General features: G+C 30.8%; 11 protein-coding genes. 9 read left to right on the forward strand and 2 right to left on the reverse strand.

The features are described from left to right. Positions 1-19: 19 nt before the first annotated feature. From R3X25_RS14835 to R3X25_RS14875, 9 genes are all read left to right on the forward strand, one after another. Positions 20-1882 carry a glycoside hydrolase family 13 protein gene (locus R3X25_RS14835; RefSeq protein WP_317675752.1) on the forward strand — a complete coding sequence of 621 codons (1863 nt, stop codon included), beginning with the start codon at positions 20-22 and terminating at the stop codon, positions 1880-1882. Between the two features lie 128 nt (positions 1883-2010). Further along, entirely contained in the window at positions 2011-2979 is a 969-nt protein-coding gene (locus tag R3X25_RS14840; protein WP_317675753.1) for an alpha/beta hydrolase, read from the forward strand. Positions 2980-3066: 87 nt separating this feature from the next. Then, the gene (locus R3X25_RS14845) at positions 3067-5490 is read left to right on the forward strand and encodes a TIM-barrel domain-containing protein (RefSeq protein ID WP_317675754.1); all 2424 of its coding nucleotides are present in this window, start codon (positions 3067-3069) and stop codon (positions 5488-5490) included. Between the two features lie 3 nt (positions 5491-5493). Next, complete coding sequence (locus R3X25_RS14850; protein WP_317675755.1) at positions 5494-7155, forward strand: alpha-amylase family glycosyl hydrolase; 1662 nt, start codon at positions 5494-5496, stop codon at positions 7153-7155. Between the two features lie 118 nt (positions 7156-7273). Continuing rightward, positions 7274-9391, forward strand: a complete 2118-nt coding sequence (locus R3X25_RS14855) for a glycoside hydrolase family 97 protein (protein WP_317675756.1) — start codon at positions 7274-7276, stop codon at positions 9389-9391. 4 nt (positions 9392-9395) lie between these two features. After that, positions 9396-11270 (forward strand): alpha-amylase family protein, encoded by a 1875-nt coding sequence (locus R3X25_RS14860; RefSeq protein WP_317675757.1) that lies wholly within the window; start codon positions 9396-9398, stop codon positions 11268-11270. 306 nt (positions 11271-11576) lie between these two features. Further along, complete coding sequence (pfkA, locus tag R3X25_RS14865; RefSeq protein WP_317675758.1) at positions 11577-12563, forward strand: 6-phosphofructokinase; 987 nt, start codon at positions 11577-11579, stop codon at positions 12561-12563. Between the two features lie 31 nt (positions 12564-12594). Further along, positions 12595-13599: a type I glyceraldehyde-3-phosphate dehydrogenase gene (gene gap, locus R3X25_RS14870; protein WP_317675759.1), complete on the forward strand. Its 1005-nt coding sequence runs from the start codon at positions 12595-12597 to the stop codon at positions 13597-13599. Between the two features lie 95 nt (positions 13600-13694). Next, on the forward strand, positions 13695-14549 hold the full coding sequence (locus R3X25_RS14875) for an N-acetylglucosamine kinase (RefSeq protein ID WP_317675760.1): 855 nt from the start codon (positions 13695-13697) through the stop codon (positions 14547-14549). On the opposite strand, the gene R3X25_RS14880 is transcribed toward R3X25_RS14875, so the two are convergent. Both R3X25_RS14880 and gldJ read right to left on the reverse strand, forming a co-directional pair. Further along, on the reverse strand, positions 14541-15800 hold the full coding sequence (locus tag R3X25_RS14880; protein WP_317675762.1) for a UDP-N-acetylmuramoyl-tripeptide--D-alanyl-D-alanine ligase: 1260 nt from the start codon (positions 15798-15800) through the stop codon (positions 14541-14543). The two genes, R3X25_RS14875 and R3X25_RS14880, sit on opposite strands and share 9 nt — an antisense overlap. A 64-nt stretch (positions 15801-15864) precedes the next feature. After that, complete coding sequence (gene gldJ, locus R3X25_RS14885) at positions 15865-17565, reverse strand: gliding motility lipoprotein GldJ (protein ID WP_317675763.1); 1701 nt, start codon at positions 17563-17565, stop codon at positions 15865-15867. Positions 17566-17648: the final 83 nt, after the last annotated feature.

The following is a 17648-nucleotide window of genomic DNA, read 5'->3' on the forward strand; positions in this document are numbered from 1 at the left end:
TTTTTAAAATATAGTTCCAATGAAAAAAATTAGTTTCTATATAGTATTTTTATTCATAATTGTAAATATGAGCGGTCAAAATATACATAAAATAGAACCTCCGTATTGGTGGGTTGGTATGAATAATAATCAATTAGAATTGATGATTTATGGAGAAAATATAGCTCAATACACACCTTCAATTAATAATTCGTCAGTTGAGTTACTTGAAATAAAAAAAACAGAAAATAGCAATTACCTTTTTTTAAGCTTAAACCTTGAAAAAGCAGTTGTTGGGCAGTTTAATATTAGTTTCTCAAATAATAATAAGACTAATTTTTCTATTGAATATGATTTAAAACAGCGAATTCCTTCATCAGAAAATAGAGAAGGATTTAATAGTAGTGATGTAATGTATTTAATTACACCCGATCGTTTTGCAAATGGAACAACTTCAAACGATGAAGAAATTGGATTAAACGAGCAAGGAATTGATAGAAATAATGATTATGCACGTCATGGTGGAGATATCCAAGGGATTACAAATCATTTAAATTATATTGAAGAAATGGGGTTTACGGCAATTTGGCCATCACCTTTGTTAATTAACGATATGGATGAAAGCTCATATCATGGTTACGCAATGACTGATTTTTATGAAGTAGATCCACGTTTTGGAACTTTAGAAGATTATATAAACCTTTCTTCAAAAGCAAAAGAAAAAGGTATCAAATTAATTATGGATCAGGTGGTGAACCATATTGGAAGTGAACATTGGTGGATGAATGATTTACCTGCAAATAATTGGATAAATTATCAAGAAGATTTTAAAAATGGTAACGTTATAACAACCAATCACAGACGAACAGTTAATCAAGATTTATACGCTTCAAAAGCTGATTCAAAAATAATGAATGAAGGTTGGTTTGTAAAATCAATGCCCGATTTAAATCAAAATAATAGCTTGTTAGCAACTTATTTAATTCAAAATAGTATTTGGTGGGTAGAAACATTAGATTTAGGTGGAATTCGTCAAGATACGTACCCATATTCCGATAAACATTTTATGAGCAAATGGGCAAAAGCCATTATGCAAGAATACCCTAATTTTAGTATTGTAGGCGAGGAGTGGAGCTTAAACCCATTATTAGTTGGTTATTGGCAAACAGGAGCAAAAAATAAAGATGGATACGAATCTAATTTAACGTCTACTATGGATTTTCCAATGCAACGAAATATTGTAGATGCTTTAAATGAAGAAGAGTCTTGGGATACTGGTTTAGTTAAAATGTATCAAGGTTTGGCTAACGATTTTTATTATCCAAACCCAAACGATATTTTAATTTTCCCAGATAATCATGATATGAGCCGTATTTATACACAGCTAAATGAAAATGTAGTAAATACTAAAATGGCTTTAGGTTATATGTTGGCATTACCACGTGTAGTTCAAATTTATTATGGAACTGAAATTTTAATGAATGATTCAGCAAAACCGGGAGATCATGGTTTAATTAGAACCGATTTTCCTGGAGGTTGGAATGAAGATACAGTAAATGCTTTTACAGGAGAAGAATTAAGTGCAGACCAAAAAGAGATGCAATCTTTCTTAAAAAAAATATTAAATTATAGAAAAAATAGCGAAGCAATTCATAATGGAGAAACTGTTCATTTTGGACCTCAAAATGGTGTTTATGTTTTATTCAGAATTAAAAACAATGAAATTGTTACCATAATTTTAAATAAAAATGAAGGTGAAGTAGTTTTAGATTTATCTAGATTTAAAGAGGTCGGATTACAAGGAAAAGATGTGAAAAATATTATTTCAGATTCAATATTTAATTGGGAAAACACTTTAAGTTTAAAAGAAAAAGGAATTACAATTTTAACTACAAAATTATAGTGTGATGAGACGACATTCTGAACTTGTTTCAGAATCACACCTTACTGGTACCTAAATATTATTAGGACTCAAAATAAGTTCAGGTAATCGTTATTCCTACGCTGTTAGGAATTCGTAAACAATTAACAATGAGAAATATAGCAATTCTTCTCTTATTAGTCATAACATTTTCTTGTGCGGAAGCAACAAAAAAAGAACTTCAAAAAGAAGTAGTTAAAATAAAGTTTACAGACTATAAAGGAAAATTAACTTCAGGAACAATTAAAAGAATAGATACTTTTCCGTCAAAATATGTGCGCCCAAGAACCGTTGATGTTTGGTTACCAGAAGATTATTCAGAAAATGAAAAATATGCAGTTTTGTATATGCACGATGGTCAAATGTTGTTTGATGCTGAAACTACTTGGAACAAACAAGAATGGAAAGTAGATGAAATAGTTGGAGGTTTAATTGCTGAAGGAAAAATAAAAAACACCATTGTTGTTGCAATTTGGAATCACGCAGATATTCGTCATTCAGATTATTATCCACAAAAACCATTTGAAGCAATTCCGCAAAAAATTAAAGATTCTGTAGCTAGTTATGCAAAAACTCAAAATAAGTATTTGGCGAGTAACAAAATGGATTCAGATAACTATTTAAAATTTATTGTTGAAGAAGTAAAACCTGTAATTGATGCTAATTTTTCAGTAAAAACAGATGTAGAAAACACGTTTGTTTCGGGTTCAAGTATGGGCGGATTAATTTCTATGTATGCTATTTGCGAGTACCCTGAAGTATTTGGTGGAGCTGCTTGTTTGTCAACACATTGGATTGGTTTTGTTCCTTTTGAAAACAACCCAATTCCTGAAACATTTTTTAGTTATTTAGAACAAAATTTACCATCGCCAAAAACACACAAAATCTATTTTGACTATGGTACAAGAACTTTAGATAAGTTCTACTTGCCATACCAACATAGAGTTGATGAAATATTGAAATCTAAAGGATATGATGAAAAAAATTCAAGAAATTTAAAATTTGAAGGTCACGATCATTCAGAAAATTCTTGGAATCAACGTTTTCAAATTCCAGTAGAGTTTTTATTGAAAAAATAATTTATAAACTCGTCATTCTGAACTTGTTTCAGAATCTTATGATGAGAACCTGAAACGAGTTCAGGTTGACGTATAAAACAAGTCTAAATGAAATCTATAAAATTTTTTATATTCCTTTTTTTTCTTTCCACCACAATTTTCTATGCACAAAATGCAAATAGAAAGTTTGAAAAGGTAACAAAATTTGAATCGTACGTTGAAGTAAAAACAAGCGATGGTTTGTATCGTTTTCAACCTTATGGAAACGAAATTATAGAAACTTCGTTTATTCCAAATGGTGCAACATTCAATCCAAATTCTTACGCAGTTGTTTTAAATACAGAGGCTGTAGAAATGGAAATTGTTAAAACTTCTGGAATGACTGAAATAAAAATGAAAGATATTTCAGTAAAAATCAACCATTCTCCATTTCAAATTTCATATTACTACGAAGACAATTTTTTAATTTCTGAAAAAAAAGGATATTATAAAGCTGAACACGAACCAATGGATTTGGTAAAAGGCAATATTGTTACTGAAGAAACCGAACGTATAGAGTTTAATTTAACGCAAGATGAAGTATTGTATGGTGGTGGCGCAAGAGCTTTAGGAATGAACCGAAGAGGAAACCGATTACCTTTATACAACAGAGCGCATTATGGTTACGAAACGCATTCTGAATTAATGAACTTTACCATTCCGGTGGTTTATTCTTCAAAAATGTACGCTATTCATTTTGATAATGCTCCAGTTGGCTATTTAGATTTGGATAGTAAAGGAGATAATTCACTTACTTACGAAATTATTTCAGGTCGAAAAACGTATCAAATTATTGCTGGAGACGATTGGAAAGAAGTTGTTGAAAATTATGTGAGTTTAACAGGTTTTCAGCCATTAATTCCACGTTGGGCTTTGGGTAATTTTTCAAGTAGATTTGGGTATCATTCTCAAAAAGAAACTATTAAAACTATTGATAAATTTCAGGAAGAAAAAATTCCGGTTGATGCTATTATTTTAGATTTATATTGGTTTGGAAAAGATATTAAAGGAACTATGGGAAATCTAAAATTTGATAGAGATTCGTTTCCAAACCCTAAAAAAATGGTTGCTGATTTAAAAGAAAAAGGCGTAAAAACCATTTTAATTACCGAGCCGTTTGTATTAACAACATCAAACCGTTGGGACGAAGCTGTGAAAGAAGATATTCTTGGAAAAACAAAAGATGGAAAACCTTATACGTACGATTTTTACTTTGGAAATACTGGGATTATAGACATTTTTAAACCTGAAGGAAATAAATGGTTTTGGAATATTTATAAAGACTTAAAAAGTTATGGAGTAGAAGGTTGGTGGGGAGATTTAGGCGAGCCAGAAGTGCATCCATCAGATTTAATACACGCAACAGGAACTGCCGATGAAGTACACAATATTTACGGTAGCGAATGGGCAAAATTAATTGCCAAAGGTTACGAAAAAGAATTTCCAAATGAGCGTCCGTTTATTTTAATGCGTGCAGGTTATTCTGGAGCGCAACGTTATGGAATGATTCCTTGGTCGGGTGATGTAAATAGAACTTGGGGCGGACTTAAGCCTCAAATGGAAATCTCATTACAAATGGGAATGCAAGGCTTGGCATATATGCATTCCGATTTGGGTGGATTTGCTGGAGCAAATTTAGATAACGAGTTGTATACACGTTGGTTGCAATACGGTGTTTTTCAGCCAATTTATCGTCCACACGCACAAGAAGAAGTTCCTTCGGAACCAATTTTTAGAGAACAAAAAACAAAAGTTTTAGCTAAAAAATCTATTGAATTACGTTACAGTCTATTGCCTTATAATTATAATTTAGCTTTTAAAAATAGCCAGAATGGAAGTTTATTAATGCGCCCATTATTTTTTGAAGATAAAAGTTTAATTGAAGTAGATAAAACCTATTTATGGGGAAATTCATTTTTGGTAAGTCCTGTTGTTTCTGCAGGAATAAAAGAGCAAGAAGTTGTGTTTCCTAAAGGTTCAAATTGGTTTGATTTTTATACAAATGAAAAAATTGAAGGTGGACAAACAAATACTATTCAGTTAAGAGAAGAAAATATTCCAACCTATGTTCGTGGAGGTTCGTTTATTCCAATGATTCAACCAATACAAAATACTTCAACATATAATTTAAAAAAGTTCGATTTACACTTTTATTTTGATGAAACTGTTTCAGAAACTAATTACAAGTTATACAATGATGATGGTGTAACAAGAATGGCTTTTGAAAAAGGAATGTATGAAATTTTAAAATTTGAAGCCGAAAAAGAAAAACGTTGGCTTGAAATTGATTTTGAAGCTGAAGTTGGAGCGAAATTTCAAACATCAACAAAGCAAATTAATTTAATAATTCATAATATAAAAAGACTTCCCAAAAAAGTGAAGTTGGAGAAAAATTGTTTGAAGAACTTCAACTATAATTCAGAAAATAAAACATTGAATATTCCTGTAATTTGGGATACTTCAAAAGAAATAGAACTAAAAATAAAAATTTAATCAATGCAAAAATTCAGTTTACTTTTAATAATTTTAATAGCGCTAACAAGTTGTAAAGAAAAACAAGTAAAAGCTATGGAGCCAGTAAAACCCGATGTGCCATTTATTTGGGAAAATGCAAACATTTATTTTATGTTAACCGACCGTTTTAATAATGGCGATACTTTAAACGATTTAAGTTTTGATAGAAAAGACAACGCTGCAAAATTGAGAGGTTTTAAAGGTGGAGATTTAAAAGGTGTTATTAAAAAAATTGAAGAAGGTTATTTTACCAATTTAGGTGTTAATGCAATTTGGATGACACCAATTGTGGAGCAAATTCACGGAGCGGTTGATGAAGGAACAGGACTTTCGTATGGTTTTCACGGATATTGGACCAAAGATTGGACATCTTTAGATCTAAATTTTGGAACCAAAGAAGATTTAAAAAAATTGGTTGCGGTGGCGCATAAAAATGGTATTAGAATTGTGTTAGATGCGGTTATAAATCATACTGGACCAGTAACAGATAAAGATTCAGTTTATCCAAAAAATTGGGTTAGAACAGGTCCACAATGTAATTATCAAGATTTTGAATCTACAGTAACTTGCACCTTGGTTAAGAATTTGCCAGATATAAAAACAGAAAGTGAAGAAAACGTAGAATTACCAAAACAGCTAGTTGAAAAATGGAAAGCTGAAGGGCGTTATGAGCAAGAGTTAAAGGAGTTAGATGCATTTTTTGCTAAAACGGGTTATCCAAAAGCTCCAAAATATTATATAATGAAATGGCTTTCAGATTATATTACTGAATTTGGAATTGATGGTTACAGAGCTGATACCGTTAAACATACAGAAGCAAATGTTTGGGGAGATTTTAAATCGGTTTGCGATGCTGCCTTTGCTGAATTTAAAAAGAACAATCCAGATAAGGTAATTGATGATAACAACTTTTTTCTAGTAGGAGAAATATATAACTATGGAATTTCAGGAGGGAAATATTTTGATTTTGGAGATAAAAAAGTGAATTATTTTGATGGTAAATTTTCAAGTCAAATTAATTTTGAATTTAAATGGAATGCTGCTCAAAGTAGCTATGAAGAATTGTTCTCAAGATATTCTTCAATATTAAATAATGAATTAAAAGGATTTGGAGTATTAAATTATGTGAGTTCACACGATGATGGCCAACCTTTTGATAAAGAGCGTACAAAACCTTTTGAGTCAGCAACTAAATTATTATTGTGCCCTGGAGCTTCACAAATTTATTACGGAGATGAATCTGCCAGACCTTTAATTGTTGAAGATGCAAATGGAGATGCAAATCTTCGTTCATTAATGAATTGGAATGACATTGAAAACAATCCAAAAACTCAAGAAATTTTAACGCATTGGCAAAAATTAGGACAGTTTAGAAGTAATCATCCAAGTGTTGGAGCAGGAGTTCATAAAATGATTTCTGAAGCTCCTTATGTTTTTCAAAGAACCTATATCAAAGAGAATTTTAAAGATGCGGTTATAGTTGGTTTAGATTTAATTGAAGGAGAAAAAGAAATAAATGTAGGAGAACTATTTCCTGAAGGAACTGCTTTAAAAGATGCTTATTCAGGAAAAACAGGGATAGTTAAAAGTGGAAAAGTTGTAATTGATTCACCATTTTCAATTGTATTACTAGAAGAAAAGTAATTTAATAAAAAGAATTTCGTCATTCTGAACTTGATTCAGAATCTCATTTTACTAGAGTCAAACATTATGAGAACCTAAATCAAGTTCAGGTTGACGATAAAAAATTAGATTTCAAAAAATGAAAATATTAAAAAGTTTTTTAGTTGTTTTAATAAGTTTTTTGGTTGCTTGTAATTCGGCATCCGAAAATAAAACAGAAGTTGTTTCTCCTGACGAAAACATTCAAATCAATTTTGAGTTGAATGAAAAAGGTGAGCCAACGTATAAAATCACTCATAAAAATAACCAAGTAATAAAAACTTCAAAATTAGGCTTTGATCTAGAAAATACAGCAGCATTATCTGGTGATTTTCAACTAATAAAAGCAACAAGTTCTAGTTTTAATGAAACTTGGAAAATGTCTTGGGGAGAACAAATTGATGTTGTTAACAATTACAATGAGTTAAAAGTTGAACTTCAAGAAACATCTGCATTAAAAAGAAAATTAAACATTGTTTTTAGAGTTTTTAATGATGGAGTTGGATTTAGATATGAATTTCCAGAACAAGATAACTTAAAAGAAGTATTAATTACTGAAGAAAATACCGAATTCAATTTAACTGGAGATCATAAAGTATGGTGGATTCCAGGTGATTGGGATATTTACGAGCATTTATACAATACCACAAAGTTTAGTGAAATAGATGCTTTAAAATTATCTGGGCACGAGAATTTAGCGCAAACTTCAATCCCTAACAATGCTGTAAATACGCCTGTAACAATGAAAACAGAAAATGGTTTGCATTTAAGTTTTCACGAAGCTAGTTTAGTTGATTATTCAGGAATGACATTAGAGGTTGAACTTACAACTTTTAAAATGAAAAGCACATTGGTTGGTTCAAAAAATCATTCGTATAAAGTAAAGCAAAACGTTCCTTTTAATACGCCTTGGCGAACCATTCAAATTGCAGAAGAAGCCAAAGATTTAATCGCTTCAAAATTGATTTTAAATTTAAACGAGCCAAATAAATTAGGTGATGTTTCGTGGTTTAAACCAACAAAATATACTGGTATTTGGTGGGAAATGCATTTAGGTAAATCTTCTTGGGATTATGGAATGGAAGAAATTGATGGTGAATGGAAAGATACAGGAAAGGCTCACGGAAAACACGGAGCAACAACTGAAAACGCTAAACGATTTATAGATTTTTCAGCAAAAAATAATATTAGAGGTGTTTTGGTTGAAGGTTGGAATACTGGTTGGGAACATTGGATTGGTTTTGAAGATAGAGAAGGTGTGTTTGATTTTGTAACTCCATATCCAGATTATAATTTGCAAGAAGTTGTACGTTACGGAAAAGAAAAAGGTGTTGATATTATTATGCATCACGAGACTTCTGCGGCCACGCAAACTTATGAAAAACAGCAAGATACTGCATATGCATTAATGCAAAGTCTAGGAATTCACGCTGTAAAAACGGGTTATGTTGGTAAAATTATTCCGAAGGGAGAATTTCATCACGGTCAGTATATGGTGAATCAATACAACAATGCAGTTATTAAAGCTGCTAAATATCAAGTCGCTATTAATGCACACGAACCAATTAAAGCAACAGGATTACGAAGAACATATCCTAACACCATTTCACGCGAAGGATTAAGAGGGCAAGAATTTAATGCGTGGTCTAGCGATGGTGGAAATCCGCCAGAGCATTTACCAATTATTGCATTTACTAGAATGTTGGCTGGTCCAATAGATTATACGCCGGGAATTTTCAATATTAAATTCAATAAGTATAAAAAAGATAATCAGGTAAATACAACCATAACACAGCAATTAGCTTTGTATGTGGTGATTTATAGTCCTGTTCAAATGGCAGCAGATTTGGTAGAGCATTACGAAGGAAATCCAGCACTTCAGTTTATTAAAGATGTTGGTGTAGATTGGCAACAAACAGAAGTTTTAAATGGTGAAATAGGAGATTTTGTAACTATTGCTCGTAAAGAAAGAACTTCAGAAAATTGGTTTGTTGGAGGAATTACGGATGAAAATGCAAGAGATTTAGAAATTGATTTCAGCTTTTTAGATGAAGAAGTTTTATATAAAGCAACTATTTATGAAGATGGAAAAAACGCACATTGGAATAATAATCCAACCGATTTAACTATTAGAACTATTGAAATCACAAATAAGTCAAAAGAAAAATTTCATTTGGCAGCAGGTGGAGGTTTTGCAATTAGTTTGATTAAAATTTAACATTATGAAAATAAAATATTTAAGTGTAATTGTTACGTTAATTGTTATTTTAGCAGCTTGCAATAAGGAGAATAAAGAAGATAAAAAGAAGATGAAAGATAAAAAAGCTCATAAGGAAGTCGTTTATCAAGTGTTTACACGTCTGTTTGGAAATACAAATACTACAAATAAGCCGTGGGGAACTATTGAAGAAAACGGTGTTGGAAAATTCAACGATTTTACAGAAAAAGCACTTCAAGAAATAAAGGATTTAGGCGTAACATATGTTTGGTATACAGGAGTTCCACATCACGATGTAATAAGAGATTATACCAAGTTTGGAATTTCAAATGATGATCCAGATATTGTAAAAGGTAGAGCAGGTTCGCCGTATGCCGTTAAAGATTATTACAATGTGAATCCTGATTTGGCAGTAAATGTTGAAAATAGATTAGAAGAGTTTGAAGCGTTGATTGAACGTACTCATAAAACAGGAATGAAGGTGATTATAGATATTGTTCCAAATCATGTAGCGCGTAATTATGAAGGGAAATCAACTCCAAAAGGCGCTGAACCTTTTGGAAAAAGTGATGATAAAACAAAACAATACGACGTTAATAATAACTTTTATTACAATCCTGGAGAAGCTTTTCAGGTACCAGAATGGAGAGATGGTTATTTGCCTTTAGGAGGAGAAAATCATCCTTTAGCAAATGGGAAATTTAATGAAAATCCTGCAAAATGGACAGGGAATGGATCTCGTGCATCACGTCCAGATGTAAACGATTGGTACGAAACTGTAAAAATAAACTACGGTGTTAGCCCTGATGGAAGAAAAGATTTTAATGAATTACCTGAAGGATTTGACAAAGAGAATTACAAAGCTCATTTTGAATTTTGGAAAGATAAAACTGTACCAAGTTCTTGGGTGAAATTTAAAGATATTGCGCTGTATTGGACAGCAAAAGGTGTTGATGGTTTCCGTTATGATATGGCAGAAATGGTTCCTGTAGAGTTTTGGAGTTATATGAATTCAGCTATAAAAATGGTAAATCCTGATGCTTTTTTATTGGCAGAAGTGTACAATCCAGATATGTATAGAAGTTATATCCACAATGGTAAAATGGACTATTTATACGATAAAGTAGCTTTATATGATACTATTAAAAATATTATGCAAGGTCACGGTTGGACAGATCATATAACTGGAATCCAAGACTATAAAGCAGATATTGAGCATAATATGTTGCATTTTCTTGAAAACCACGATGAGCAACGTATTGCAAGTCCAGATTTTGCGGGTTTAGCAGAAAAAGGGAAGCCAGCCATGGTAGTTTCAGCAACAATTAGTACTTCGCCTACTATGATTTATTTTGGGCAAGAAGTTGGTGAGCCTGGAGCAGAGAATGCTGGATTTGGTTCTCCAACACGTACTTCAATTTTCGATTACATTGGTGTGCCAACTCATCAACGTTGGATGAATGAAGGTAAATTTGATGGTGGAAAATCTACTTCAGAAGAAAAAGATTTACGCGATTTTTATAAGCGTTTATTAAACTTTACAATAAAAAGTGAAGCATTAATGGGTGAATATGCTGAAATTCATCACTATAACAGGCGAAAATTAGACAACTATACGCGTAAAATATTTTCGTTTGTACGTTGGAGTGATAAAGAAAAATTGTTAATAATTTCTAATTTTGATGATTTAGTAAATTATGATTTAGATTTAAAAATTCCTTCAAAAATAATTGAAAAATGGAATTTAAAAGATGGAAGATATACAATGTTAGATCAATTGTATCAGAAGCAAAAAGTGACTTTAAATGTTAAAAATGGAATTGGAGAAGTAAATATAAAATTAGATACGTTGACATCGTTTATATTTAAACTTCAATAATTTTTTTGATTAATTATAATTAAAAAAAACTCCATTTTCGTAATGGAGTTTTTTTGTGTTTTAAAACAAGATTAAGCAATTTTAAATGTGTTGAATTTATATTAACATTTTGTTAAGTTTTTTTGCATAATTCACCAATTATTCAATTTTCTAGCTTTTATTTTAAAATATTGAAAACTAGTTTTTTAAGTAAGCTTTTTTTTAACTAAATTTGATGGTTCTTATCGAAATCGTTTTAGTGAATAAAAGTCTCATGTGTAGGAAAAAAACCGCATTAAAAGTACCTTTGAAATCTAATTTTTAACAATGAATGAACCAATTAAAAAGATAGCTGTATTAACATCTGGAGGAGATGCTCCAGGAATGAATGCAGCAATACGTGCAGTAGTTAGAGCATGTACATACTACAGGATGGATTGTATTGGTATATATAGAGGATACCAAGGAATGATAGAAGGAGATTTTAAACCTTTAGCGGCTAGAGAGGTTAGTAATATAATTAACAAAGGAGGAACTATATTAAAATCCGCTCGTTCAGAGGAGTTCAAAACCGAAGAAGGTAGAGAAAAAGCCTATAATCAATTAGTAAAAGAAGGTATTGGAGCTTTAGTGGTTATTGGAGGTGATGGAACTTTTACAGGTGCTTTAAAATTTATTCAAGAGTTTAATTTTCCAGTTGTTGGAATACCAGGAACAATTGATAATGATATTTATGGTACTGATAGAACTATTGGATATGATACCGCATTAAATACAGTAGTTGAAGTAATTGATAAAATTAGAGACACTGCGAGTTCACATAACAGACTATTTTTTATAGAAGTTATGGGAAGAGATGCTGGTTTTATAGCTTTAAATACAGGAATTGGAGCAGGTGCTGAGGAAATTTTAATTCCTGAAAAAGATTTAGGTTTAGATAGATTAGAAGAATCTTTAACCATAAGTAGAGAAAAAGGAAAATCTTCAAGTATAGTTGTTGTTTCTGAAGGAGACAAAATAGGTAAAAATGTATTTGAATTAGCTGATCATATTAAAGAAAAATATCCTTTTTATGATATTAGAGTATCAGTTTTAGGGCATATGCAACGTGGAGGTTCACCAAGTTGTTCTGACAGAGTATTAGCAAGTAGATTAGGAGTAGCTGCAGTTGAAGCTCTACTTGATAGATCAACAGGTGTTATGGTTGGAATAACAAATAATCAGGTGTCAACAGTTGGTTTAAATAAAGCCATTAAAATGAACCACGATATTAACAAAGAATTACTAAAAGTAGCTGAAATTACTTCAGTGTAAATATTATTTATAATTAATTAAAACGATTAAAATGTCAACAATTAAAATTGGAATTAACGGATTTGGTAGAATTGGTAGAATTGCTTTTAGAGTAGCAGCTGCAAGACCAAATGTAGAAGTAGTAGGAATTAACGATCTATTAGATGTAGAGCATTTAGCTTATTTATTAAAATACGATTCAGTTCACGGAAAATTTGATGGTACTGTAGAAGTAGCAAATGGAAATTTAGTAGTAAACGGAAAAGAAATTAGAATTACTGCAGAACGTAATCCAGAAGATTTAAAATGGGATGCTGTTGGTGCTGAAATAGTTTTAGATTGTACAGGTATCTTTACTAATTTAGAAGGAGCTGGAAAACACATTAAAGCAGGAGCTAAAAAAGTTGCAATATCTGCACCTTCAGCTGATGCGCCAATGTTTGTAATGGGTGTAAACCATAAAAATATTACAGCTAACGATACTATTGTATCTAATGCATCTTGTACTACTAACTGTTTAGCTCCTATAGCTAAAGTTATTAACGATAAATTTGGAATTTTAGAAGGGTTAATGACAACTGTTCACGCAACAACTGCAACTCAATTAACTGTTGATGGTCCTTCAAGAAAAGACTGGAGAGGTGGTAGAAGTGCTATTGCTAACATTATTCCTTCATCAACTGGAGCTGCAAAAGCAGTAGGAAAAGTTATTCCTGAATTAAACGGAAAATTAACAGGTATGGCATTTAGAGTACCAACTCCAGATGTATCTGTAGTTGATTTAACTGTTAGAACTAAAACAGGTGCATCTTTTGATGATGTAAAAGCTGCAATTAAAGAAGCTTCTGAAAATGAAATGGCTGGTGTATTAGGTTATACAGAAGAAGCTGTAGTTTCTCAAGATTTTGTATCTGAACCAAGAACTTCAGTATTTGATGCTGAAGCAAGTATTGCTTTAAGTGATAACTTCTTTAAAATTATTTCTTGGTATGATAATGAATTTGGTTACTCAACTAAATTAGTTGATTTAGCTACTTACATTAGTGAAGTAAAATAATTTATTATTAAATAATTTGTTATAAATTTAACCTTGAATTTGTACTTTTTTTAAGTATATTCAAGGTTAAATTAGTATAAAAACATATCTAAAAAATGATTTTAATAGCAGACGGTGGCTCAACAAAAGCCGATTGGATTTTACTAGACTTAAAAGGTGAAGTAGTTCTAAAAACCAGAACTGGAGGTTTAAATCCAGCAGTTTTTCCAGTAGATTTATTAAATGAAAGAGTTTATGAAAATGAAGACTTTCAAAAAATAAAGGATAAGGTTACTGAAGTTTATTTCTATGGAGCTGGTTGTGGAACTCCAAAACCAACAGCATTGTTAAAATCAATATTCGAATCTTTTTTTATGAATGCTAAAGTTGTTGTAAAAGAAGATACTTTTGCGGCAGCCTATGCTGTAACAAACAAACCAGGAATGGTTTGCATATTAGGTACAGGATCTAATTCTTGCTATTTTGATGGTGAAAATGTAGATGTCCGTATTCCTTCATTAGGTTATATTTTAATGGATGAAGCAAGTGGTAATTATTTTGGTAAAAAATTAATAAGAGATTATTACTACAAAAAAATGCCAAAAAAAATAGCAAAAATGTTCGAAGAACAATTTAATGTGGACGCTGATACTATTAAAAGGCATATTTATAAAGAAGAAAACCCAAATACTTATTTGGCAAGTTTTGCTGAATTTATGTTGAAAAACGAAAGAACACTATATTTTAATAAAGTGTTACATAAAGGTATGAAAGATTTCTTTAAAAATAGAATTTTACCTTATAAGGAGTCAAAAACTGTTCCAGTACATTTTGTAGGTTCTATAGCCTATTTTGCTCGTGATATTATTGAAGATGTTGCCAAATATTATTTGGTAGACCTTGGAAATATAGTTCGCCGTCCAATAGATGGATTAATTGAGCATCATAGAGAGTTAATGAATTTAGAATAACTCTAAAATTCGTTCTAATGCCATTCCTCTAGAACCTTTAATTAGAATTGTGGAATTAGAAATAGTCTTACAATCTGTTGAATTTTTAAAAGATTCAAAAGAATTATAGATAAAGGCATTTTTTACATTAGTTGTAGAAAATGCTTTTCCTATTAAATACACTTTATTAAAATTAAATGAACTTGCTAATTCAGCTATTTTTAGATGTTCATGTATGCTAGTTTCTCCTAATTCAAACATATCGCCTAAAAACACAATTTTAGAGCCGCTATTTAATTGATTAAAGTTTTCTAGGGCAACCTTCATGCTACTTGGATTTGCATTGTAAGCATCTAAAAGAATTTGGTTTGAATTTTTTTCTATTATTTGAGAACGATTATTAGTAGGAATATAGTTTTCAATAGCTTTTTTAATAGCTTCCAATGAAACATTAAAGTAGTTTCCAATTGTAATTGCCGCAGCAATGTTATTAAAATTATAACTACCTATTAATTGACTCTGAATTGTTTGGTTTTTATACTGAATTTTTACAAAGGGATTAACTTCTAAAAACTCAATATCTTCTGAATTAAATTTGATAGATTCAATTCCTTCACTTTGTTTTAGTTGTAATTCATCATCACTATTTATAAATGCTTTTCCGTTTGTTTTTCGAAGAAAATTATACATTTCAGACTTCCCTTTAATTACACCTTCAACACCTCCAAAACCTTCTAAATGTGCTTTTCCAAAATTAGTAATATATCCAAAATTTGGTTCTGCAATAGAGCTTAATAATTCAATTTCTTTTAAATGATTTGCACCCATTTCAACTATTCCAATTTCAGTAGATAAATTCATAGATAGCAATGTTAATGGAACTCCAATATGATTATTTAAATTTCCTTTTGTGGCAACAGTTTTATATTTTTTTGAAAGAACAGCGTTAATCAATTCTTTTGTAGTTGTTTTACCGTTACTACCTGTTAAAGAAATAATAGGAATTTTTAATTGATTTCTATGAAAGTTTGCTAATTTTTGTAGTGTTTCAAGTACATTGGATACTAAAATAAACTTGTTTGAAGTTTGAAATTGTTCTTCATCAATAATAGCGTACGATGCTCCATTTTTTAAAGCGTCTTTAGCAAATTTATTTCCATTAAAGTTTTCACCTTTTAAAGCAAAAAACAAACTTCCTTTTCTAATGTTCCTGGTGTCTGTATCAACTAAATAGCTTTGAGAATAAAGCTTATATATTTGTTCAATATTCATAGTTTAAATATAAAAAAAAACCTCACTAAAAAGTGAGGTTTCAATATATAATAAAATTATTTTTTTAGTATCTAACTTTTGTAGTAGTTGGTTTTCTACGTTTATAAGTCATAGGTCCTAATTTTGTAGTTGCGCAACGGAAACCAATATAGTTTGTAGCCATATATTCAGGTAAATATCTACGTTGTGCAGGATCTAACCAATATTCTCTATCTTTCCATGATCCACCTTTGTAAACTCTAGTTTTATCGCTTACAAGTGTAGTTCTGTGTTCAGAATCATATTCTTGCATTAATAAACCACTTTCACCAATTGTTCTTGGTCTCACAGGTGAATTATACATTCTAGGTTTTGTTTCTAATTCATCTTCTTCTTTGTCAAATAGTTTAGTAGAAGCTAAATCACCATCATTTGAATCAACATTATATGCTTTTTCATAATTATTACGCATGTAAGCATCACGTTTTGTAATTGGAATGTATTTAATACTTCCAGGTAATGCTTTAGGTATTAATTTACCGTTATCTAGAGTGTCATATTCAACTGAAAAATCATCAACAATAACAACTTTTCCTTCAGCATCTATCATTTTTTTAGTAAAAATATTTCCTCTAAAGTAGTTAAAGTCATTAGCATCATTATCTATAATTGGTCTATAAACATCTGCAACCCATTCAGCAACATTTCCTGACATATCATACAAACCAAAAGCATTTGGATCGTATTGTTTTACAGCAATAGTAATATCTGCTCCATCATTACTCCATCCAGCAATACCGCTATAATCACCTTTACCTTGCTTAAAGTTAGCTAATTGATCGCCTTTAGTTCTTCTAGATTTGTTTCTAGTATATTTACCATCCCAGGCATATTTTTTTCTTCCTCTTATATTATTGTATTCTCTATTTTCTACGTTAGCTTTGGCAGCATATTCCCATTCTGCTTCAGTAGGTAATCTAAATTTAGGTGAAAGTAGTCCATCAGATACTTTCGCATGTCTTCCAGTAAAAGCACCTCTTTCGGGTCTAGCTTCTCCTTTTTTACGAGCAACATTGCTTGGAAGTCCTTTTGCGTATATAGTAGAATCTCCTTCAAATAAATTTGCTGGATTTGCTAAATAAGCATCTGTATCAAATCTATTTTGACCCATAACTTCAACTGAATCTAAACTAAATAAATCTTTTAAAATACCTCTATCTCTTAAAATTTTTGAGTTTACCATTTCAGTTCTCCATTTACAATATTGGTTGGCTTGAACCCAACTAACACCAACAACTGGATAATCAGCATATGCTGGATGACGAAGATAGTTTTCAGTTAATAATTCATTAAATCCTAAAACATCTCTCCAAACTAAAGTGTCAGGCACAGCGGATTGATAAATATCTTTATAGTTTACGTTACTAGTTGGAAAAACTTTTTCCATGTACTCTAAATAAAATAAGTATTCAGAATTAGTAACTTCGGATTCATCTAAATAGAACGAACGAACTTGTTGTTTTACTGGAGTAGTATTCCAATCAAATAAAACATCATCTTGTACATGGCCCATTGTAAAAGTACCACCTTCAATCAAAACCATGCCAGGAGGTGTTTCTTGACCTTTATAATTTGTGTTTGAAGAAAACCCGGCAGCAGATTTATCTTTCGAATTCCAGCCAGTTAATGATGAATTGTTACGGTAGGATCTATTATGGCAACTTACTAGAGATACCATAAGTATAGCTAATAAACCTAATTTAGTAACGCTGTTAATTTTTTTCATTTTCATTATAAGCTTATAAGGGTTTTAATGTTTCGCAATTTACATTAATTTAATTTTTTTGCAAGAAAAATTTATAATTATGT

The organism is Lutibacter sp. TH_r2 (assembly GCF_033101135.1).
In the GTDB taxonomy this organism is placed as follows: Bacteria; Bacteroidota; Bacteroidia; order Flavobacteriales; family Flavobacteriaceae; genus Lutibacter.

Excerpts from the sequence above, each read along its gene's own strand:
- gldJ (WP_317675763.1), bottom strand. The coding sequence starts at position 17,565 with ATGAAAAAAATTAACAGCGTTACTAAATTAGGTTTATTAGCTATACTT.
- R3X25_RS14855 (WP_317675756.1), top strand. The coding sequence starts at position 7,274 with ATGAAAATATTAAAAAGTTTTTTAGTTGTTTTAATAAGTTTTTTGGTT.
- R3X25_RS14880 (WP_317675762.1), bottom strand. The coding sequence starts at position 15,800 with ATGAATATTGAACAAATATATAAGCTTTATTCTCAAAGCTATTTAGTT.
- R3X25_RS14845 (WP_317675754.1), top strand. The coding sequence starts at position 3,067 with ATGAAATCTATAAAATTTTTTATATTCCTTTTTTTTCTTTCCACCACA.
- R3X25_RS14850 (WP_317675755.1), top strand. The coding sequence starts at position 5,494 with ATGCAAAAATTCAGTTTACTTTTAATAATTTTAATAGCGCTAACAAGT.
- R3X25_RS14835 (WP_317675752.1), top strand. The coding sequence starts at position 20 with ATGAAAAAAATTAGTTTCTATATAGTATTTTTATTCATAATTGTAAAT.
- R3X25_RS14860 (WP_317675757.1), top strand. The coding sequence starts at position 9,396 with ATGAAAATAAAATATTTAAGTGTAATTGTTACGTTAATTGTTATTTTA.
- gap (WP_317675759.1), top strand. The coding sequence starts at position 12,595 with ATGTCAACAATTAAAATTGGAATTAACGGATTTGGTAGAATTGGTAGA.
- pfkA (WP_317675758.1), top strand. The coding sequence starts at position 11,577 with ATGAATGAACCAATTAAAAAGATAGCTGTATTAACATCTGGAGGAGAT.
- R3X25_RS14875 (WP_317675760.1), top strand. The coding sequence starts at position 13,695 with ATGATTTTAATAGCAGACGGTGGCTCAACAAAAGCCGATTGGATTTTA.
- R3X25_RS14840 (WP_317675753.1), top strand. The coding sequence starts at position 2,011 with ATGAGAAATATAGCAATTCTTCTCTTATTAGTCATAACATTTTCTTGT.